22 protein-coding genes are annotated in these 20,295 nt (G+C 35.0%); 9 read left to right on the forward strand and 13 right to left on the reverse strand.

From position 1 onward, the window contains the following. Positions 1–249: 249 nt before the first annotated feature. Entirely contained in the window at positions 250–1,632 is a 1,383-nt protein-coding gene (locus tag CQA38_RS08955) for a major outer membrane protein (RefSeq protein ID WP_170999504.1), read from the reverse strand. Between the two features lie 153 nt (positions 1,633–1,785). On the opposite strand from CQA38_RS08955, the gene CQA38_RS09265 reads away from it, so the two are divergent. From CQA38_RS09265 to CQA38_RS08985, 7 genes are all read left to right on the forward strand, one after another. Beyond that, positions 1,786–1,959 (forward strand): hypothetical protein, encoded by a 174-nt coding sequence (locus CQA38_RS09265; protein WP_162056777.1) that lies wholly within the window; start codon positions 1,786–1,788, stop codon positions 1,957–1,959. Positions 1,960–2,141: 182 nt separating this feature from the next. Continuing rightward, entirely contained in the window at positions 2,142–3,323 is a 1,182-nt protein-coding gene (gene nhaA, locus CQA38_RS08960) for a Na+/H+ antiporter NhaA (protein WP_137633662.1), read from the forward strand. Continuing rightward, entirely contained in the window at positions 3,310–4,464 is a 1,155-nt protein-coding gene (nhaA, locus tag CQA38_RS08965) for a Na+/H+ antiporter NhaA (RefSeq protein ID WP_137633663.1), read from the forward strand. The genes nhaA (CQA38_RS08960) and nhaA (CQA38_RS08965) overlap by 14 nt, the downstream gene beginning before the upstream one ends. A 28-nt stretch (positions 4,465–4,492) precedes the next feature. Next, positions 4,493–4,966 (forward strand): NlpC/P60 family protein, encoded by a 474-nt coding sequence (locus tag CQA38_RS08970; protein ID WP_137633664.1) that lies wholly within the window; start codon positions 4,493–4,495, stop codon positions 4,964–4,966. Positions 4,967–4,973: 7 nt separating this feature from the next. Then, positions 4,974–5,720 (forward strand): glutamate racemase, encoded by a 747-nt coding sequence (gene murI / locus CQA38_RS08975; protein ID WP_137633665.1) that lies wholly within the window; start codon positions 4,974–4,976, stop codon positions 5,718–5,720. A gap of 187 nt (positions 5,721–5,907) precedes the next feature. Then, the gene (locus CQA38_RS08980; protein WP_137633666.1) at positions 5,908–6,345 is read left to right on the forward strand and encodes a hypothetical protein; all 438 of its coding nucleotides are present in this window, start codon (positions 5,908–5,910) and stop codon (positions 6,343–6,345) included. Between the two features lie 441 nt (positions 6,346–6,786). Then, positions 6,787–7,881, forward strand: coding sequence for a hypothetical protein (locus CQA38_RS08985; RefSeq protein WP_137633667.1), 1,095 nt, complete (start codon positions 6,787–6,789; stop codon positions 7,879–7,881). A 105-nt stretch (positions 7,882–7,986) separates the two neighbouring features. Here the strand turns inward: CQA38_RS08985 and cutA are convergent, their stop codons facing one another. From cutA to CQA38_RS09015, 6 genes are all read right to left on the reverse strand, one after another. Then, a complete protein-coding gene (gene cutA / locus CQA38_RS08990; RefSeq protein WP_137633668.1) occupies positions 7,987–8,319 on the reverse strand; it encodes a divalent-cation tolerance protein CutA in 333 nt (110 codons plus the stop codon). Further along, positions 8,316–9,401 carry a chorismate synthase gene (aroC, locus tag CQA38_RS08995; RefSeq protein WP_137633669.1) on the reverse strand — a complete coding sequence of 362 codons (1,086 nt, stop codon included), beginning with the start codon at positions 9,399–9,401 and terminating at the stop codon, positions 8,316–8,318. The genes cutA and aroC overlap by 4 nt, the downstream gene beginning before the upstream one ends. Continuing rightward, positions 9,398–10,063 (reverse strand): ribonuclease III, encoded by a 666-nt coding sequence (rnc, locus tag CQA38_RS09000; protein WP_137633670.1) that lies wholly within the window; start codon positions 10,061–10,063, stop codon positions 9,398–9,400. Before rnc ends, aroC begins: the two co-directional genes overlap by 4 nt. 49 nt (positions 10,064–10,112) lie before the next feature. After that, entirely contained in the window at positions 10,113–10,553 is a 441-nt protein-coding gene (gene rnhA / locus CQA38_RS09005) for a ribonuclease HI (protein WP_137633680.1), read from the reverse strand. Further along, entirely contained in the window at positions 10,540–11,526 is a 987-nt protein-coding gene (locus CQA38_RS09010; RefSeq protein WP_137633671.1) for a hypothetical protein, read from the reverse strand. Before CQA38_RS09010 ends, rnhA begins: the two co-directional genes overlap by 14 nt. Before the next feature lie 212 nt (positions 11,527–11,738). Beyond that, positions 11,739–12,872 carry an alpha/beta hydrolase gene (locus CQA38_RS09015; RefSeq protein ID WP_249355265.1) on the reverse strand — a complete coding sequence of 378 codons (1,134 nt, stop codon included), beginning with the start codon at positions 12,870–12,872 and terminating at the stop codon, positions 11,739–11,741. A 190-nt stretch (positions 12,873–13,062) separates the two neighbouring features. Between CQA38_RS09015 and CQA38_RS09020 the strand changes: the two genes are divergently transcribed. Then, entirely contained in the window at positions 13,063–14,955 is a 1,893-nt protein-coding gene (locus tag CQA38_RS09020; protein WP_137633672.1) for an NAD(P)/FAD-dependent oxidoreductase, read from the forward strand. Between the two features lie 62 nt (positions 14,956–15,017). Here the strand turns inward: CQA38_RS09020 and CQA38_RS09025 are convergent, their stop codons facing one another. The 6 genes from CQA38_RS09025 to CQA38_RS09050 form a co-directional block, all read right to left on the reverse strand. Then, on the reverse strand, positions 15,018–15,587 hold the full coding sequence (locus CQA38_RS09025) for a carboxymuconolactone decarboxylase family protein (protein ID WP_137633673.1): 570 nt from the start codon (positions 15,585–15,587) through the stop codon (positions 15,018–15,020). Between the two features lie 8 nt (positions 15,588–15,595). Further along, entirely contained in the window at positions 15,596–15,877 is a 282-nt protein-coding gene (locus CQA38_RS09030; RefSeq protein WP_137633674.1) for a hypothetical protein, read from the reverse strand. Then, positions 15,878–16,303, reverse strand: coding sequence for a cytochrome P460 family protein (locus tag CQA38_RS09035; protein ID WP_137633675.1), 426 nt, complete (start codon positions 16,301–16,303; stop codon positions 15,878–15,880). 12 nt (positions 16,304–16,315) lie between these two features. Beyond that, positions 16,316–16,705, reverse strand: coding sequence for a cupin domain-containing protein (locus tag CQA38_RS09040; protein WP_249355267.1), 390 nt, complete (start codon positions 16,703–16,705; stop codon positions 16,316–16,318). Between the two features lie 228 nt (positions 16,706–16,933). After that, positions 16,934–18,163, reverse strand: a complete 1,230-nt coding sequence (locus CQA38_RS09045; protein ID WP_137633677.1) for an MFS transporter — start codon at positions 18,161–18,163, stop codon at positions 16,934–16,936. A 10-nt stretch (positions 18,164–18,173) separates the two neighbouring features. Then, on the reverse strand, positions 18,174–18,578 hold the full coding sequence (locus tag CQA38_RS09050) for a hypothetical protein (protein WP_137633678.1): 405 nt from the start codon (positions 18,576–18,578) through the stop codon (positions 18,174–18,176). Between the two features lie 286 nt (positions 18,579–18,864). On the opposite strand from CQA38_RS09050, the gene CQA38_RS09055 reads away from it, so the two are divergent. Next, a partial coding sequence (locus tag CQA38_RS09055) for a hypothetical protein (RefSeq protein ID WP_137633679.1) occupies positions 18,865–20,295 on the forward strand: 1,431 nt, incomplete at its 3' end.

A 20,295-nucleotide genomic window follows, 5' to 3' on the forward strand; every position in this document is an offset into this window, starting at 1 on the left:
CTTCGTTTCAAGTTTTTAGGCTTGAAAATTGAAAAGGAAATGAAATTATATACAAATAAGCTTAAAGTTTCATTAAATTTTGGTGGTTGGGAGGAGAGATTATATTTTAAATTTTAAGAAAGTATGGATTATAAAGCATATCAAGTCGTTTTGAAGCAAAGAAAAAGTTTTTAAAGCAAAAATAAAAAAATATTTTAAAGCACTATTTAAAGAAAACAAAGAGGCATAAAGCCTCTTTTTGTGTGAAATTTAGAATTTATAAATTGCTTGGAATCTCACAGTGTCTTTGGTGTTTTTAGCATCTTCATAGGCACCATTAGCTGATTCTACGCCTTTATCGCTTTTCCAGTCAAGATAAGAATACCAAAGCAAGAAATTGAGGTTTTTGCTATAATTATAGCTTGCCTCTACAACAGCTTCCATTTTATCGCCACCGCCGTAATACTCAGCATTGCCTATATTTCTATCTCCAGCTTGAGTTGAACCATACACAAATTGCACGCCAAGTCTTAAATCAGAAGGAAGGGTATAGCCAGCTTTTACATAACCAAAAGTATTTTGTCCAAAGCTGTTCATGATATTTGAACCTTTTACATAAAAGATTTCTCTACCGCCAGCAAGGAAGCTATCATCAAGTCTATTGATGGTAAATTTACCTTTTTTACCATATAAAACCCCACCTAAAGAACCATCAAAGCCATAGCCTTTTAAAGTTCCCATTAAGTTGATCAAATTTCCGTTTGCGATGAGTGTTTCATTAGCCCCATTAGCAGTAGTTCCTAATCTACTTTCAGGATCCATATTGCCTAAATTTGAACTATGCACCTTATCTTTTAAAGCAGAATCAACAGAGTTACCCAAATAGCTTAATTGCAACGCATAGTTTAAGTCTTGATCAATATCTAAACCATACACCACATCAAGAGCATAGAAAAACGCTCTTTTGTTAAGATAACCTAACCAAAGTTGTGTATCAAGGCTAGAACCACCTAGATCATAAGAGCCAATAGCAGCTGCGCCATAGAAATTTTGTCTAAAGAGAAAATCACCAACTGAATTTGCTGTTGTTGTAGCATTAGTATAATCATCTATATCGTAAAAAGGTCTATCACTATCCAGTTCAAAACTATCCACAGCAAAAGCGGTTAAAGTCAAACCTTCAATACCTGTGTAAGTTGCTCTAGCTGACATTGAAGAAATATCATCAGTCCAAATGGACGTAAATTCTTGCTTACCCCAGGTGAAACTTGTTGCATAATCAGCAAGATCATATTGCAAATATGCTTGGCGAAGATCAAAAGTTCTGTTTGTAGCCGTTGTGCTACCAGCTCCATAGCCACCATTATTATCTGGTCCGTATTGAACTTGTCCAAATACCTTAAAACCATCACCAATATCAGCTTTAGCACCCAACCTTGCTCTTATTTTGTGGTCTTGTTGCCCGCCGATATTTCCTTGAGCGCTAATGCCAGCATTGTTTTTAGAGCCGTCCCATCTACCTGTATCGTAGCGGTATCTTAACTGACCTGAAAAATCAACATTCTTAATCGCATCTTCTAAAGAGATCGCATTAAGTGCTGAAAACGAACCTGCAGCTAAAGCTGCGGCAAGACTTAGTTTAACTAGCTTCATAAAAACTCCTTTAAATTTTAAATCAAAGCGAATGCATTGTATCATAAAAAATACAAAAAAATTCCTAAAATGCGTATTTTTTGCACTTTTACTCTAAGTTTTATTTAGAATTTGACGATATAATCTTTGCAAATTTATAAAAAAGGAGAGAAGATGATCCAAGATTCAACTTATGGTAACGCCTCTTTGCTCGTTGCTACAAGCACTTCAGCCTTACAAAAAGCTGTGCAAAGCAATGAAGAAATGATAGCCCAGCTCGTCGCAAGCACTACTGAAGCAAGCTCAAGCACCACAAGCTCAAGTAACGCACTTGATATTTATGCGTAAATCAAACTAAAGCTTTGCTTTAGGCAGGGCTTTAGTTTTTTATTGCAAATTCTTACACATTTTTTATATAATTCTTTATTTCATTGCATTTTAAAACAAAAATTTAACTTTTTTTAAGTAAAATACCTTGAAATTTTGTCTTTGCAAAAAACTCTAAAAATTTAAGAAAGATAAGCACCATAATGAAAAATATCAAAAGACTTGTAAAAAACGAATCTTTTCCGGGATTTTTACTCATCGCTTGCACACTTTTTGCTCTTGTGTGCCAAAATACCATATTTAGTGCTATTTATGAGGACTTTTTGTATGTTAAAGTAAGTTTTTCTGTAAATGACTTTACTATCTCTAAAACTCTGCTTCACTGGATTAATGACGGGCTTATCGCGATTTTTTTCCTCTGTATAGGACTTGAGCTTAAATATGAAATTTTAAGAGGACAGCTGCGACATATCAAGGCTGTTTCACTGCCTATATTTGGCGCTTTAGGTGGTATGATAGTGCCGGCTTTAATCTTTTGGGCGATTAATTACAATGACGCGTTTGCAATGAAAGGCTGGGCGATACCAACAGCTACTGATATAGCTTTTGCGGTAGGAATTTTAATGCTTTTGGGTAACAAAGTCCCAGCAAGTTTAAAGCTTTTTTTGCTTTCTTTGGCGATTTTTGATGATCTTGGTGCGATTGTTATCATCGCTTTGTTTTATACAAGCGAGCTTTCAAGCTTAGCGATTTTTGTGTGTATGGCTTGTGTGTTAGCACTTTTTATATTAAATTACTTACGCGTGAGTAAATTGCCTTTTTATTTTATCGTGGGTGTGATTTTATGGATAGCTATGCTTGAAAGTGGCGTTCATGCGACTTTAGCTGGTGTTATCGTGGCGCTTTTTATCCCTGTGGAAAGAAAAAATGGCGAGCCTTTTTTAAAACAACTTTATCACGATCTTGATCCTTGGGTGATCTTTTTCATCTTGCCTTTATTTGCTTTTGCAAATGCTGGTATTGACTTGCGTGATATGGAATTTTCAGCCCTTTTATCACCGGTAAGCTTAGGTATATTTTTAGGACTTTTTGCAGGAAAACAAATCGGCGTGTTTTTATTTAGCTTTATCAGTATCAAGCTTAAAATCGCCACATTGCCACAAAATGTAGGCTATACTCAATTTTATGGAATTTGCATACTCGCGGGCATTGGCTTTACGATGAGTTTGTTTATCGATGGGCTTGCGTATGCTGAAAATGTGAATGCCTTTGAACATGCCGATCGCTTAGCTATCTTGCTTGCAAGCTTTGTGAGTGCTTTAGTTGCTTATATTTATCTTAAATGTATCAAGACTGAGAAAAAGGACAAACTTGCAAGCGCTTAAAAACTTTGTTAAAAATGAAGCTTTTGCCGGAATTTTACTCATCATCGCAACCTTGCTTGCGTTGTGGATAGAAAATGGCTCATATCAAGGAGCATATAAGAATTTTCTCAGCCTTGAGGTTGGTTTTAAGGCTGGAGAATTTGGGCTTTTTAAGCCTTTTTTGCTGTGGATTAATGATGGGCTTATCGCAATTTTTTTCTTTTCTATAGGACTTGAGTTAAAAAAGGAATTTACGCAAGGCGATTTTAAAAATCCAAAAAATATTACCCTGCCTTTATTTGGTGCGATAGGCGGGATCATCGTTCCAGCGCTCATCTTTGCCTTGATTAATTTTAACAATCCTTATACTTTAAGGGGTTGGGCGATACCAACGGCTACTGATACGGCATTTGCTCTTGCTATACTTTTGATGTGCGGTAAGCATTTGCCAGCAAGCCTTAAGATTTTTTTATTAAGCCTAGCTATTTTTGATGATGTTGGGGCGATCTTAATCATCGCGATTTTTTATACAAGTAAGCTTTCAGTTTTTGCTCTTGTGATTGCCATGCTTACTATTTGTGCTTTACTTGTCTTAAATTTACTTAAAATCACACGCAAATCTTTTTATTTTATCTGCTCTTTAATCCTTTGGATAAGCGTGCTAAAAAGCGGCGTTCATGCAACTTTAGCTGGCTTGGTTACGGCATTTTTTATCCCTTTATACACCAAAGATGGTGAGCCTTTCTTAGAAGAAATTTATGAAGGTTTAAAAGCGTGGTTGGGTTTTGTGATCTTGCCTTTATTTGCTTTTGCAAATGCTGGAGTGAATTTATCAAAGATTGATTTTTCAAGCTTTTTTTCAGGCGTAAGCTTGGGTATATTTTTAGGGCTTTTTGTAGGAAAACAAGTCGGTGTATTTGCATTTAGTTACTTTAGTATCAAGCTTAAACTTACCAAACTCCCAGAAGGAGCGACTTTTAAACAGCTTTATGGGGTTTGCATACTTACGGGCATTGGCTTTACGATGAGTTTGTTTATCGATGGGCTTGCGTATGAGGTAAGCGATATTTTTAATTATGCAGATAATTTTGCCATACTTTTAGCATCTTTGTGTTCTGGAATTTTTGGCTTTGTTTATTTGAGATTTTTTGCAAAGCCTTAAATTTTCGGGCGTATTGTTAAGGGAAGTGATGAAAATTTTACAATTTATTTTTATTGTAAGCTTAAGCTTTTTTATATCAGCTTGTTTTAGCTCTCATTCATCATATAAAACACAAAGAGGTGTTAATGCCACGCCTTCAAAGCTTGAAAGCATTCGTAAAGAATGGCAAAGAACGCCGTATCGTTTGGGTGGGGTAAGTAAAAAGGGTGCAGATTGCTCTGGCTTTACTCAAAGTGTGCTTTCACAACACTTTCGCACTCAAATTCCACGAACAACCGCTTTACAAATGAAAAGCGGACAAAAAATTTCACGCAAGAACTTAAGAGCTGGGGATTTGGTGTTTTTTAGGACAGGCAGGGGACCAAATGGCTTGCATGTGGGAATTTATGTGAAAAACAATAATTTTATCCATCTCTCACCTCGCGGTGGGGCACGAGAGGGTTCGTTAAATAGTAGTTATTGGAAGCCTAAATACTTAGGTGCGAGACGATATATAAAATGAGGCAAAAATGAGAATAGGTGTATTTGACAGCGGGATTGGTGGCTTGAGCGTGTTAAAACCTTTGCTCGAGGCGAGGTTTTTTGATGAAGTGGTGTATTATGGCGATACAGCACGCGTGCCTTACGGAGTGAAAGATAAAGAAACTATAGTGCGTTTTTCTTTGGAGGCTTTGGATTTTTTTGAACCTTTTAACCTCGATATGCTTATCATTGCTTGCAACACAGTAAGTGCGTATGCCTTAAAAGAACTTAGAGCAAGGACTAAAATGCCTATTTTTGGTGTTATTGATGCTGGTGTAAGTGCGGTATCTAGGACTTTGCAAAACAAAAATGATGAAATTCTTATCATCGCTACTCAAGCGACGATAAAATCCAAACGCTATCAAAATCGCCTCGAAAAATTAGGCTTTTCTCATATCAAAGCTCTAGCTACAGGGCTTTTTGTGCCTATGGTTGAGGAGGGAATTTTTGAAGGAAAAGTCGTTGAAAGTGCTTTTGAATACTATTTTTCTTCTTTACAAAGCAAGCCAAAAGCCTTGATACTTGGCTGCACTCATTTTCCACTACTTGCAAAACCCTTGCAAGAGTATTTTGGAGAAGATACCTTGCTGATTCACTCAGGACAAGCCCTTGCTGATCAACTTGAACGCAAATTCCAACTCAAAAGAAAAAACAAAAAAACAAAAGTAAGCTATTATGCTTCAAGTGATATCAAAAAGCTAAAAGAAAAAGCTAGAATTTGGCTCAAACGCTAAAAAGATTAGCTTGAGCTTGCATAGTGGCACTTATTTAAAATAACTCTCAAAAAAACTTATACAATAGTCTTAACTTTTTCTCAAGCTAAGCCGATCTAGTTTTAGATGAATTTAGCAAAAGACAAGAGATAATTTTACTTTTAAAAAACTATATTATTATTTAAATAACACAAAACAAGGAACAACGATGATAAACACAGCAAACTACAGCATCAGCCACACAAGACAAACGCATATATACTCAAATGCAGAAAAACTGCTCAACAATGATACTCCCATTCAAGAAAAAGGCGCTAAAACTGATGATTTTAGTGTTTATGATCCAAGCAAAGCATACACAAAAAGACTGCATATTGATGATTTTAAAAATATGTCGGATATGGAGAAAAAACATAGACTTTTTGAGATTATGGATCAAGCACCTGAGGTTAAAGTGGCTCAAAATAGCATATGGCAAAAAATGTGGGATGGGACTTTAAGCAAGCAAGAACAAGATCTACTTAATGCAGTAACTGCGGAAAAAAAGATTTATGGCACTTTAGATAAAAACTCTTTTGATCTTGAAAAAGAACAAGATACGCTTTTAAAAACACTGACAAGTGTGCAAGAATATGCAAAAATTTGAGGCGAAATAAGCGATAAACAAAAAGAGAATTTTTTTCGCTCAAGCAGAATTAGACTTTAAAGAACACTGGGAAAAAGCAAAGCAGTTATCAAAAGAAACAAGCATTTCATCAAGCCTAGATCCAATCTCAACTCAAGACATCACGCATGCTGATACCTCTTCATTTAAACCCATACAAGCTAAAAGCTCAAATCAAACTTATAAAGATCAAAGTTTGAGTGTGCTTCAAAAGCTCTTGCAAGATAAATTTGATGATTTAAATTTACTCAAAATACTCTTTGAAAACTTACAAGAAGATAAAAAACTTGATATAAGAGCATAAATTAGAATTTGTTTTTACCTTTTAAAATGCCAAACTAAAACTTTTTAAATCTAAGCCGATTTAGTGCTAAATGAGCTTATCACTTAATTTATTTTTGTTGTGATTAATAAAGGTTATAAATGATAAATTCTATATACTCAAGCTCTTATGCAAATTTTGAAGGCGTATCAAAAAATGTATATAAGTCTAAAAATTTAAGTTCTTTGCAAAAGGCTAACGAGCTTTTCAAGACTGCAAAAAGTTCTAACTTAAACCTTGTTAAGGATAAAAGTGAAGCAGTATCTAAACTGCTTGGCTATGGTGTTGATAGCGAGGGCTTTTTTACGAGCGATTTTAACGAAAACACTGGCATACCAAAAAGCTTTAAGATACATTCTAAAGAATTTGAGCTATTTGAGGCAAGAGAAGTTAATTTGATACTTACGGCGGATTATACAAGCATTGATTGGACTGAAAGTTTTACAAAGGCGTATAAGGCTTTTGAAGAGCTTATGGGAAACTTGACACAAAAATATACTCATGAACAGCTTAATAACCTTGATTTTAAAGGAGCAATTCATAATGAGTTTTTTGACAATGCCATAGATTTTCAAAAAAGACAAGAGCTTTATAATTTACCTGATTATGATATAAGTTTTGGGGATATGAAAGCAATTTTAAGATATAAAGATGAAGATGGGTTTTTTGATAAAAGTGCGCTTTTTCACGCATATTTTAAAAGCAATTATAATGATTTTATAGTAGGTGAAACAAACATTAGAGGCAAGCTTGCTGGGCTTGATAAAAATATAAGCGAAGAAAAAATAAGGGATTTGCGTAATTTTCTTAAAGAAAATTCAGATTTTGATACTAATGATAGCAAACTTTTAGCGCAATATCAAAAAAAAGAACTTGAGTTAATGAACTCAAATTTAAGCATAGAAGAATTTAAAAAGCAATGGCTTGAGCTTAACGAAGAAATGAAAGCTAAGGTTCAAAATTTAAAGCCTGCACAAACACAAACTGACACAAACTCAAACAAGCAAAGCAAAGAAACTCAAGATATAAAAAAGACATTTAAACCCATACAAGCTAAAAGTTCAAATCAAACTTATAAAGATCAAAGTTTAAGTGTGCTTCAAAAGCTTTTAGAAGATAAATTTGATGATTTAAATTTACTCAAAATACTCTTTGAAAACTTACAAGAAGATAAAAAACTTGATATAAGAGCATAGGTTGCAATACCTGTTTTTAAAGCTTGTTTAAAAACTGAATTGTATATGATTTTTAGCCTCTTTGGGAGACGCTTAAGCAAATCGTGTTTAGAAAAAGCCTAAAATTTAAGCTTTATTTTTTTTGCTATTTTTAACGCTTTTGCACTCTTTCTCAAGCCATTTTTTATACTCTTTACTGATAAAATCAGCTTTTAAAGCTACAAATTGAGGCACTTCATAGCTATGGTTTGCTTTTACAATGCTTTCAAGCTCGTTTAAATTTTCTTTTGTTGTTTTAAGGATAAGGAGGTATTCTTTAGCTTTGCAAAGTGTATTTTCCCAGCGATACATACTTTTTATTTTAAGTCTTTGAACGCAAGTAACAAGCCTTTTTTCAAGCAAAAGCTTACCTAAAGCCTTTGCTTCTTTTTTGCTTGCTGTAGTGCTTAAAACGATCATTCATACGCCTTTTTAAGCCTTGCTAAACTCGCATTAGCATTAAGTAGCAAAGCATCAGCGATCACAAGCCTTGCCATAGCCGAGCAGACTACACTTCCACGCACACCCACACAAGGATCGTGCCTGCCTTTAAGCTCGCAAATCGTATTATTACCAAATTTATCCATAGTTTCTTGCGCTAAAAAGATCGATGGCGTAGGCTTAAAATAAGTCCTTAGCTCTATATCAGCTCCACTGCTAATGCCCGCTAAAATACCGCCTGCGTGATTGCTTAAAAATTGCTGATCTTTTATGAGATCGTTATTTTGTGAGCCAAAGCTTTGACTTGATCTTATACCAGCTCCTATTTCAACGGCTTTTACTGCATTTATCCCCATTAAAGCGTGAGCGAATTTACTATCAAGTTTATCATAAAGTGGTTCGCCAAGTCCAGCTTTTACGCCACTAATACGCGTAAAAACAGCCGCTCCAACACTATCTTTTGCCCTTAAAGCTTGAGTGATTTGCTCTTTAAAGCTTGCTTCTAAGGCTTTATCAAGGGCAAAAATCTCACTTTTATCTGCAAATTCAAAGTCAAAATCCTTGCTTTCAAGCTCGCTTTGCACTTTACCTACAGCAAATACGCCAGATTTTACGCTGATATTAAACTCAGCTAAAAGCATTTGTGCAAAAGCTCCTGCAGCTACTCTTGCAGCACTTTCTCTTGCGCTTGCACGTCCTCCACCTCGGTAATCTCTTATGCCATATTTAGCAAAATAGCTCAAATCCCCATGAGAAGGGCGAAATAAATCCTTAATATTATCATAATCCTTTGAATGCTGATTTTCATTAAAAATCACCACAGCTATGGGCGTTCCGGTGCTAAAGCCCTCAAAAACTCCACTTAAAATTTCAGCCTTATCACTTTCCTTTCTTTGAGTGCTAAACTTGCTTGTTCCGGGCTTTCTTTTATCAAGTTCGCCTTGCAAAAATGCCTCATCTATACGCACGCCAGCAGGAAAGCCGTCTATCACGCAACCTATAGCCTTGCCATGAGATTCTCCAAAAGTTGTGATTTTTAATCTTGTGCCAAAAGTATTCATAAAACTCCTAATTTTTCAAGAGCGATTTTTGCCGCAAGCTGCTGGGCTTCTTTTTTGCTCTTTGAAGTGGCTCTTGAGACTTCTTTGTTATCAAGCTTTAAAGCGATTTCAAACTGCTTTAAATGATCTGGTCCAAAGGCACGGATAAGCTCATATTCTGGTGTTTGAGCCATCATACCTTGTGTAAATTCTTGTAGCTTGGTTTTATAGTCCTTAATAAGTTCTTTTGCGTCTATATTTGGATAAATGCTTTCTAAAAGGGCTAAAACAACTTCTTTTGCTTTTAAAAAACCAGCTTCTAAAAAAATTGCTGCGATAATGGCTTCAAAAGCGTCTGAAAGTATGGAAGGTTTAGCTCTTCCGCCATTGTTTTCTTCAGCAACTGACATAAAAAGATATGAGCCAAGATCAAGGCTTAGGGCAATTTGCATAAAAGATTTTTCATTCACAAGCGCGGCTCTTAGTTTTGATAAATCCCCTTCAGCTTGATCTTTAAATTTATGAAACAAGAACTCGCCCACAACAAGATCAAGCACAGCATCGCCTAGAAATTCAAGCCTTTCGTTATTATAGGGTTTTTTGGAGCTTTTATGCGTTAAAGCTGCTTTTAAAAGCTTCTCGTCTTTGAAATGATAGCCAAGCTTATCTTGTAAATTTTTCATTTGCACTTCCATTGTCCTTTTTCTTTTTCAACGCACATTGTAACAAGTTTTAGTTACAATTTTTTGTCTCTTCTTTTAGTGTTAAAGCCGCCGTTTTGGCTAAGTGATCGCAACGCTCGTTAAGCTCATGTCCGTTGTGTGCTTTGATCCAAAAGGCTTTGATTTTGTGATCTTTGGCTAAGGTAAGGTATTCTTTCCAAAGCATAACATTTTTTTTGCCTTTAAAGTCCTTTTTTACCCAGCCTTCAAGCCATTCATTTATGCTTCTTACCATTAAATTTGAGTCCGTAAAAAGAGCAATTTCACATGGTTCTTTTAAAGCTTTTAAAGCCTCAATAATCGCTTGAAGCTCCATTTGGTTATTTGTAGTATCAGCTTTTGCCCCAAAGCCTTCTTTTTGATGTTTTTTATAGCAAAGTATATACGCCCAGCCACCAAAGCCCGGATTTTCAAGACAAGAGCCATCTGTATAAATTTCAATCTTCTTCATCTGAACGAACTTCATACAAAATTTTACATTGTGCAAACTCATAACAAAGCGGACAATGATAAAAAAACAAAGGCATAGTCGTTTTGCACGACAAACACACAAAAGAAAAGCTAAGTTTGGCTTTAAAATCGTTATCCTTTAGAATTTGAAGCATTTGAAGTTTTTTATCTTTAAATTTGTGTTTTTTTTCTGGTTTGCAAAGTCCCAAAGCACAAAAAAGCTCAAAATACGCCTCATCTTCTAAAAAAATCGGTGTTTTGCTCTTATAAAGCAGATCAATAAACAGCTTAAAATCCCCATACGCACTTACTTTATACTGCTCAAAAACAAAACGTTTGATAAGATCATTATCCTCATCAAGTTGCAAAGAAAGCTGAGCTCTTTGATCTATTTTTTGATTTAAATTTTGAGGCAAGTTTTGAAGCTTTAATGCCTTGATAAAAGCCCTTTCTTTACTTACTTCAAGTCCCAATTCAAAAAGACTATCCAAAGTATAAAGCACCTCATCAAACTTTCTTAGCCTTAGATATACAAGTTTTAAAAGTTTTAAAGCCTTGATATTTCGCGGGCGAGTTTTTAAAGCATTGAGCAATACCTCAGCACTTTTTTGCAAAAAACCAGCCTTAAAATATACCTCAGCCAAATCATAAAAAATCAGCTCTTGTTCGTCTTTACTTTTCGTTTTTTCAAGGGCGATGAGATAAATTTGCACCGCTTTTTCAAATTCCCCACTTTTGCTAAAAACACTACCTAAAAAATGCAAAGAGTTAAGATTAAGGCTAGATGCTCGCAGTAAAGCCTTATGCTCGCTTTCTATCTCAAATTTTTTGATAAAATCCCCAAGCCCTTTTTCCTCACCTCTACTTGCATAAATTCTATAAAAATAATGCCCCACAGCCACAACAAAAATTAAAATCGTCAGTATGATAAGTCCTACAATAGGATCTCTATACTCTACGAAAAAAAAGTCCATTTGTTTGTTTCTTTCTTTGCTTTATTTTTTGTATTATAGCTAAAAGTTTTTAAAAAGCTGCAAAATGATAAACTTGGCATAAGGTAAAGGAACTTAAGTGAGAAAATAGCAGCTAAATTCCTTTATCATTTAAAAAAAGCTATAATAAGCTTGTTAGGATATATCAAAATATAATTTTAAACAAATCAGTTTTTCAAACGCAAAAGCTTGTATTATAACTTTTCCTTAAAAAATGTATCAAAGTTCTTAAGTGCAGCTTCAACTAAATCACTCCTATAATAAGTTTGTATATGAGTGGCATTTTTAAGCTTAAAAAGCTCTTTATCTTGCGTGCCACTAGCTAGCTTAAAAATTCTTTCACTCATATAAGCAGTATCAGCCTTATCGCCTACTATCATGAGTAAGGGTTGATTTAAAAGCTCTATATTATCACTCACATTAAAGCTCATCAAATCAAGCAAGGAACTTGTCGTATAAGCAAAAGTTGAGTTTGGATGAGCGTGCGTATCACCATAATACACCATGCCTTCCCTATACAAATCTGTGCTAATTTTTGCTAGCTCAACCTCACTTAGCTTTTTAGGAGCTGTGCCTGTGTAGCTTACTTTTCCTGTTAAAGCCTCTTCCTGCCTTGCTTTGCTTGCTTTTTCTAAACGCTCTTGTATGGTGTTTAGCTCAGAGTCTAAAAAGCCATTTCTTCTTACTAAACCTGTATCAAACATGCTTAAAGTCGCTACTGCCTTAAAACGTTTATCACTTTGTGCAGCTTTTAAGCTATAGCCTCCACCTCCGCAAATGCCTATAATGCCAAGCTTTTCTTTATCCACTCCACTTTGTTTTTCTAAAAAATCAAGAGCAGCTCTTATGTCTTCTGTTCTATTTGCTGGGGTATCAACATTTCTTGGCAGGCCCTCACTTGCTCCTTGATAGGCTGAATCAAAAGCTAAAGTGATATAGCCTCTTTCAGCCATTTTTTGAGCATAAAGCCCTGCAACTTGTTCTTTTACACCTCCATTTGGGTGTGCTATAACTAGGGCTGAGTATTTTTTATTTGCCTTAAAATTTACTGGTGTGTAAAGATTAGCAGCCAGTTTTAAGCCTTTGTTGGTATAGCTTACTGGGCGAATTTGCACCTTATTTGCTTCATTTTTACTTATTGCTCCCTCATAAACTAAGCCAAAAGAATTTTTCTTAGCATTGTTTAAAGCTTGAGTGCTTGCATTTGCTAATTCTTGCGTCATTTTATCCTCCTTATTTGTCCCCTTATGCTCTTTGGCTAAAATTGGACTTACAAAAGCACCAACACCTAAGATCATAGAACCTTGCAAAAAACTGCGTCTTTTCATTTACTCTCCTTTTTAAATTTTATAAGGCACATTATAAAAGCTGACACCTAGTGTTTGTCAAGACTGAATTTGAAAAAATACAATTTTTTGTGTTACTTTTTGAAAACATATATTAAAAGTATGAATTTTTAAACTAGGCTCGTTTTAATAATGAGCTATAATCTTGAGAAATACAAAAAAAGGACAAAAAATGTTAAGAAGAGACTTTTTAAACGGAGTAGCTTTAACTTTAGCGGCTAGTATGAGCCCTTTGCAGTTTTTAAATGCAAGAGAACTTGACTTAGATGAGGCATATTATCCACCAGCTTGGCAAGGACTTAGAGGTAGCAATGACGAATCTTATGAATTTGCTCATATGCTAAGAGATGGAGAAAGTTTTGATTTTAAAAGTATCAAGCCTTTTCAAAATTATGATTTAGTCATCGTTGGTGCTGGACTTAGTGGCTTAAGCGCAGCCTGTTTTTATCAAGAAAAATTTGGCAAAGATAAAAGCATACTAATCTTAGACAATCACGATGATTTTGGAGGACACGCAAGACGCAATGAAATCAGACTTAAAGATGGCACGCTTATAAGTTATGGAGGAAGTGAAAGCTTTCAATCCCCAAAAGCCTTATACTCAAAAGAAGTGCTTCATTTGCTTGATACTTTAAAAATCAGCGTTGATGGCTTGGCAAAATGCTTTGATGTAAGCTTTTATCCAAATTTAGGCTTAAGTCGAGGGGTATTTTTTGCTAAAGAACATTTTGGCGAGGCAAAGGTTGTAAATGGCAATCCAAGAAAAGTCATTTGTGATGATATACTTGAAGAATTAAACAATGGCAAGGATATGAAGGATTTTATCAATGAATTTCCTCTCTCAAATGAAGACAAACTTGCCCTAATCGCTCTTTTTACCCAGCCAAAAGACTATCTTAAAGGTATGAATAAAAAGCAAAGAGAGCATTTTATGGCAAAAACAAGCTATAAAGACTTTTTGATCAATCAAGTCAAGCTCAAGCCTTCAGCCATAGCTTTTTTTGAGGGTATGACTGATGACTTTTTAGCCTTAGGCATAGATGCTATTTCTTGTGATGATGCAAGATATAGCTTTTTACCCGGCTTTGATGGCTTGAACTTAGAGCCTATAGAAGGTGAAGCTTTGGCTGAAATGGAAGAGCCTTATATCTATCACGCACCAGATGGCAATGCCATGGTAGCAAGACTTATGGTAAAAAAGCTTATCCCAAGTGTAAGCAAGCAAGATGAGGATATGATAAGCGTGAATGCTTCAAAATTTGATTATTCAAAGCTTGATAAAAGGGGCAATAAAGTGCGTTTAAGACTTAAAAGCACGGTTTTAAATGTTGAAAATCAAAAAGACAAAGTCTTAGTTTCTTATATCAGTGCTAAAGATAAGAAAATTTACAAGGTTGAGGCTAAAAAAGTCATCATGGCAAATTATAATAGCATGATACCTTACATCATACCAAGCTTGCCAAAGGCTCAAAAAGAAGCCCTAAGCAAAAATGTCAAAACCTCGCTTTTACATACTAAAGTCGTCATTAGAAATTGGCAAAGCTTTATGAAGCTTAAGGTGCATGAGCTGTATTGTCCTAAAATGCCTTATGCAAGGGTGAAGCTTGATTATCCTGTAGATCTTGGCGCTTATAAACACCCAAGAGATCCTAAAAAGCCTATAGTCGTGCATATGGTTTGCTCGCCTTTGGCTTTAGCTTCTTCTCAAGGTATTGATCTTACTGGGCTTGACGCAAGAGACAGAGCAAGAATAGGACGCAATATACTCTATGCTATGAGTTTTGATGAGCATGAAAAAATCATTAGAGATCAGCTTCAAGCCATGCTTGGTGCAAGCGGCTTTAATCACAAAAAAGACATACAAGCTATAGTGCTTAACCGCTGGGGGCACTGCTATGCTTATACTTATAATTCGCTTTTTGAAGATGAAAAAGATGATGAAAAGATCATAGCACAAGCTAAAAAGCCCTTTGGCAATATCAGCATAGCAAACTCAGATGCAGCACACTCAGCCTACATGCACTCAGCCATAGATGAAGCCTATAGAGCTGTTAAGGAGCTTTAAAAAATTTAAAAATTTAAAGCAAATCAAAGCAGAGTTTTAAGCTTAGCTCTGCTTTATTTTTTCTAAGCCTTAGCAATTTCATTAATCGCACTAAAAGCATTTAAAGTCTTTGGATAGCCTATGAAAGGAATGATGACAGCTATAGCCGAGATTAAAACAGAGCGATCATTTCCCATGTTAAGATTGCCTTGAATATGCCCTTTTAGCTGAGGCTCCACCCCACCAAGAGCAGCTAAGATAACAAAGGTTAAAAGCTCTCTAAATTTTAAATCAAGCACCTTTCTTGTATAATAATCCCCAAAACAATTTGCCGATAAAAAGGCACGGATAAACTGCGTATCCTCAGGCATACCTTTTGGAATTTGCCTCATACCTTCTCCAAATATATCCACTTGAGCTTGCAAGCCCTTTTCAAAGCGGTTCTTTTCATCTGTCGTGCCTCTATTATCTTCTAACTTTATGTTTAGCTCCTTAAAAAGCCTTGCACTTTGCTTGATAAAGCTTGCACTTCTTGCAAAACCCACATAAGGCGTAGCTTGATATAAAATTTCTTTGATCTCTTCAGCTTTCACACCAGCCTTTAAAGCTGCCCTTGCGTAAGTGTTAAACTCGCTTAAGCCCTCATTCGCCACAAGGGCTGCTAAGATGAGAGTTTGAATTTAGTTTTATCATCAAGCTTGCTTGTTGTATAGGCTTCTGAGAGGCTAAAGTTTATAAAAGCACTCATAAACTCAGTATCACTTTCAGCCAGCTCAAGCTGTGTTGAGCTAAAAAATTTATTAAAAAGTGCCTTTGCTTTTTGATTAAGTTTCATTATACTCTCCTTTATCTTTGCTGTTTTTTGCTCTGCATATAAGCTTAAGCTTGAAAAAGCTAGAGCCAATACACTTATTTGCTTAAAAAATGCCCTTCTTTTTTGCATTTACTCCCCTTTGTAGCTTTTCATCGCTTCAAGGCTAAAGACTATATCTTCCCCACTTATGCTTTTGTGACAATTTAAACACCTTGTGGTATTTTCAGCACTATTAAGGCTTTTATCTGCTTTAAAAGCTTGAAATTTCCACTCTTTGCCTTGTTTTTGCATGATGATATAGCGATTAAGCCTTGCTCTTACTCCTGCATCATTTGCATATTCTTCCATAGTAATGATAGTTTGATCAGGCAAGTTTTTACCCTCTTTTAAAGCTAAAATCGCCTCCTTTGGTGCATAAATATCCTCGATCACGCCCCCACGAATCACACTTGTATAAAGCACGCCTTCTTTATAGTCCTTTGGAAAGGCTAAGTTTTGATTTGCTATAAGCACGCTTACAATGCCTAAAAAAATAAGCAAAAGCCTCATGTTCATCTTTAGCCCTTTTTATTTAGCGTTTTTGATGGCTTTTTCATATTCTTCATCGCTTAATTTTTCAAGCCAAGTTACATTTTGTCCATCTTTGACACCCGTTAAAGCGATATGAACGCCTTTTTGCGTAGCACCCGCTCCATGCCAGTGTTTTACACCAACTGGGCATTCTATCACATCGCCTTTTTTAGCAATCTGCGTAATGCCATTTTCTGTGCCTGTGTAAATTTCTCCTTCTACTATAATCAAAGTTTGTCCTGCTGGATGCGTATGCCAAGCACTTCTAGCCTTTGGGCTAAACTCAACTAAACCTCCGCTTACATTGCGGTTTTCATTTGTGCCAAACATCAAAGTAACCTTAACTTCTCCACTAAAGATTTTTGCATCGCCTTTAAAGCTTTTCATATCCTCAAATTTAGTAAGCTTTTGACTTTCTGCTGCACTTAAAGCACTTGTTGATAAAGCTAAGCCTAAACCTAAAGCACCAAGCTTTGAGCTGATTTTCTTTGCCATGATTTGTCCTTTGAAAATAAAATTATAAAACTCAAAAAAGTTTTAATATTAAAATTATAAAACCTTACACCTAGTGTTTGTCAAGAGAAATTTAAAAAATTTTGCTTATTTTTTAAATGATTAAAATTTTCTTTCAAAAAGATGATTTTTATAAGCTCTTAGCCTTTCTTTAAAGCCTTTTTCTTTAAGCATGATGAGTAAAAAATAAACAACAAGAGCCACAAAGCTAAGAGCTGCAGCGATTTCATAAAGACGCGAAAAGCCTACAAAAGGTTCTAAAATGCCTAGAAAATAAGGACTAGTGCCTATACCAAGATCAAGAGCGATAAAATAAGTTGAAGTAGCCAGTCCCATTTTGTGCTTTGGAGCAAGTTTTATGGCTAAAGATTGACAAGCTGAACAAGCATTACCATAACCTAAAGCACACAGCACAGCAGATAAAAAAATCATGGCTGAGTTTTGAGCATAAGCTAAGATGACAAGACAAGCGATGAAAAATAAAAGCGAGGGAAGGATAACAAAATCCGCCCCAAGCTTATCAAAAATTTTCCCAGCTATAGGACGAGAAAACAAAGCCACAAAGGCATAAATTCCAAAGAAAAATGAGCCTGCAAAGCTTAAATTTAAAGTCTTTGAATACACACTCATAAAAGCTAATATAAGCCCATAAGCACAGCCTATTAAAAACACCACCACAGCAAGGCTTAAGCAACTTTTTTCTATATAATTATAAATATGCATTTTAGAGCCTTGCACAGCTTTAAACTCAAGCTTTTTAGCCCTTACTTGAAAGATCAAAGCAAGGATAAAACAAAGCATTATACACACAAGACAGAGGATAAAACTTGCAAAAAAAGCCCCAGCAGAATCAAGCTTTATAGCCAAAAATGGACCCAAAGCAGAAGCTAAAATAGCACTTAAAGCATAATAACCTATGCCAACACCTCTTTTATTGCTTGGTATAAGCCTTGCTACAGCTGCACCGCAAACACAAGAACATAGCCCAAAAAATACACCTGAAACAAAGCGAATGAGCACAAGGGCTAAAATGCTATGAGCGAACAAATAGGCGATATTGATACAAAAAAGCAAAGGTAAAAAGATAAGTAGGGCTTTTTTAAAATTGATACTATCAACTATTGAACCATAATAAATTCTTGAAAATAAAGCCCCAATAACAAAAACACAAGTTACAAGCCCTGCCATACTTGCATTTTCTTTTAAGATAAGCAAACTATAATCAGAACAAGTAATAGTGCTCATATAAAACATAGTATAAATGAAAAAATTAATCCAAAATATACAGATAAAATCCCTGTTAAAAAGCTTATATTTTCTTTTTAGGCTCATTTTCTTTCCTTTAATATTCTAATTTTTGATTGATTTTATCAATGATTTGTATAAAAAATTCTTTATCCTTAGCATTTATATCAGCAAGAATTTTTGCCTCATACTCTCTAATACAAAAATTAATATCATAATAAATCGCCTTACCACTAGCACTTAAAGTAATGATCTTCTCTCTTTTATCTTCAGCTTCTAAAAACTCTATAAAACCTAGTTTATGAAGCTTTGAAACTGATCTTGTCAGCATAGCCTTATCAAGATCATAAAATTCACAAATTGGCACCAAAGCAGTGCTTTTTGTATGGCTAAGATACAAAAACACACGCCAATCACTCAGGCTCAAGCCAAAGGGTTTTAAAATTTTATTGACATTATAAACTATCTTTCTGTGCATTAAAGCTATTTTTTGAAAGAACATTGCTTTATATCCTTAAATTTAAGTCTTTATATAATAGATATTATCAACTATATAGTATAACTTAAAAAGCTTAAATTTTTTTAAATAATGATATTGTGTAAAAAAACTATAGAAAAAACAAAGCCAAATAATCTATAAAAATTTATAAAATTTAGTTTCATGCTTAATTTAAAATTTCCTCTTCAAATTCAAGTTTTTCTTAAAAAAATATTAAATTTAAGCATTTTTTCAGGGGGGGGGGGGGTAGTATTTTATGGATATTTTAATTTTTCTTTAAGGAGACACTATGAAGTTAAAAAAGGTGCAGAGTAAGAAACTTTGTTTAAGTATAGCAACTTTGGCTGTTTTAGGAAGTTCAAATTTAGGTGCGGTAAGTATAAGTGATACTAGTTCTTTTAGCTCAAATTTTACACAAACACAAACAGGAACAGGTGAATACAGCTACAATGGCACTGATACAACTATAGACTTTGCGTCTGATAGTAGTTTTGAAGATAGTGGTGCGAAAAAATTTGTTATCTCAGCAGATAAAGGTGTTACAGCTTTAACTTTAGGAAGTGGAACTGCCCCATCTTCTGGGGATTATGGAAGCTTTTGTTTAGGGTGTAATGGAGAAGAATTTGATCTCAATGCACAAGATATTACTATCAAAAAATATGCAGAATTTTTTGTCCAAAACAATGCAAATATAACAGGAAATGTTACCATTAATAATGGTGCTTTTAACGCAAACGAGGATCAACGCTCAAATGGTATAATCTCTATTGTAGATGGCTTTGGTGGCTATGCTGGGAGATTAAATATAACAGGCAATCTAACTACAAATAATGCTGTAATTTGGTATAATGATGAAAGCTTGCGAGGTGGTTTGATAAAGGTAAGTGGTGATGTAAATATCCAAAATTCAGCTTTTGGTTTAAGTTTTAGAGATGTAAATAACTTCACAGCAAACAACTATGAACTTATACGAACTGATACTAAATTCAATAATGATATATTAACAAGTAACGAAGTAGTAGGCCTTCTTATAGCTTTTCCTAGCCTTATCCCAAACATTGATTCAAGATTAGAAAATTTAATGGGTGCTGGTCTAACACACTTAAATGACTTAGGTTTCACACAATACACCCTTTCTTTATCAAGCGATGGTAAATCTTTACTTGCTAATGGTGGAGCAACTGATAAGGTAAAAGATTTAAATGCCTTATTTGAACTTAAAAAAGAAATGTATCAAAGTCTTCTCGATCGGCTTGATATTGCTGAAAAAGAGGTTGCTAGCGACCCAGAACTCTCAGGACTACAAAGCAAAATCACCGAAGCCAGACAACAAGCTACAGAGTTGATGAATAAACTAGATACAACTCAAAATCCAAACAATGCAAATTCAAGCTCTGTTTTAATTGAAACAATGGCAAATATCTCTCAAGATGAAAGAGCCTTAGCAAGCACACTTTTTGATAGTCTAGGGAGTTCAGCTTTAAGCAATGATATCGTTTCTAAAGTCATCTTAGCAAGCATAGCTGACAATGGAGCGACTTTAAAACGAGTTGTTGACGATCTAAATTCAAACGCCACTTCCCAAGCCAATGCAAACTCAGCCTCATCATCAGTAAGCTCCACAATGAATCTAAGCAATGATATGGCTATAGGTTCAAGACTAGCAAGTCTTAATAATCCTTTTGCAAATTTAGCCTATGCTAAAAAGCTAAGTAAGGCT

Source organism: Campylobacter sp. MIT 12-5580, assembly GCF_005406235.1.
In the GTDB taxonomy this organism is placed as follows: Bacteria; Campylobacterota; Campylobacteria; order Campylobacterales; family Campylobacteraceae; genus Campylobacter_D.

Bases quoted from the DNA above. Each gene is read 5' to 3' on its own strand.
- CQA38_RS09045 (WP_137633677.1), bottom strand. From the start codon at position 18,163: ATGAGCCTAAAAAGAAAATATAAGCTTTTTAACAGGGATTTTATCTGT.
- CQA38_RS09035 (WP_137633675.1), bottom strand. From the start codon at position 16,303: ATGAACATGAGGCTTTTGCTTATTTTTTTAGGCATTGTAAGCGTGCTT.
- CQA38_RS09015 (WP_249355265.1), bottom strand. From the start codon at position 12,872: ATGAAAAGACGCAGTTTTTTGCAAGGTTCTATGATCTTAGGTGTTGGT.
- CQA38_RS09265 (WP_162056777.1), top strand. From the start codon at position 1,786: ATGATCCAAGATTCAACTTATGGTAACGCCTCTTTGCTCGTTGCTACA.
- CQA38_RS09020 (WP_137633672.1), top strand. From the start codon at position 13,063: ATGTTAAGAAGAGACTTTTTAAACGGAGTAGCTTTAACTTTAGCGGCT.
- CQA38_RS08985 (WP_137633667.1), top strand. From the start codon at position 6,787: ATGATAAATTCTATATACTCAAGCTCTTATGCAAATTTTGAAGGCGTA.
- cutA (WP_137633668.1), bottom strand. From the start codon at position 8,319: ATGATCGTTTTAAGCACTACAGCAAGCAAAAAAGAAGCAAAGGCTTTA.
- CQA38_RS09050 (WP_137633678.1), bottom strand. From the start codon at position 18,578: ATGTTCTTTCAAAAAATAGCTTTAATGCACAGAAAGATAGTTTATAAT.
- CQA38_RS08980 (WP_137633666.1), top strand. From the start codon at position 5,908: ATGATAAACACAGCAAACTACAGCATCAGCCACACAAGACAAACGCAT.
- aroC (WP_137633669.1), bottom strand. From the start codon at position 9,401: ATGAATACTTTTGGCACAAGATTAAAAATCACAACTTTTGGAGAATCT.
- CQA38_RS08970 (WP_137633664.1), top strand. From the start codon at position 4,493: ATGAAAATTTTACAATTTATTTTTATTGTAAGCTTAAGCTTTTTTATA.
- nhaA (WP_137633662.1), top strand. From the start codon at position 2,142: ATGAAAAATATCAAAAGACTTGTAAAAAACGAATCTTTTCCGGGATTT.
- CQA38_RS08955 (WP_170999504.1), bottom strand. From the start codon at position 1,632: ATGAAGCTAGTTAAACTAAGTCTTGCCGCAGCTTTAGCTGCAGGTTCG.
- CQA38_RS09010 (WP_137633671.1), bottom strand. From the start codon at position 11,526: ATGGACTTTTTTTTCGTAGAGTATAGAGATCCTATTGTAGGACTTATC.
- murI (WP_137633665.1), top strand. From the start codon at position 4,974: ATGAGAATAGGTGTATTTGACAGCGGGATTGGTGGCTTGAGCGTGTTA.
- CQA38_RS09040 (WP_249355267.1), bottom strand. From the start codon at position 16,705: ATGAAAAGCTTTAAAGGCGATGCAAAAATCTTTAGTGGAGAAGTTAAG.
- CQA38_RS09030 (WP_137633674.1), bottom strand. From the start codon at position 15,877: ATGCAAAAAAGAAGGGCATTTTTTAAGCAAATAAGTGTATTGGCTCTA.
- rnhA (WP_137633680.1), bottom strand. From the start codon at position 10,553: ATGAAGAAGATTGAAATTTATACAGATGGCTCTTGTCTTGAAAATCCG.
- rnc (WP_137633670.1), bottom strand. From the start codon at position 10,063: ATGAAAAATTTACAAGATAAGCTTGGCTATCATTTCAAAGACGAGAAG.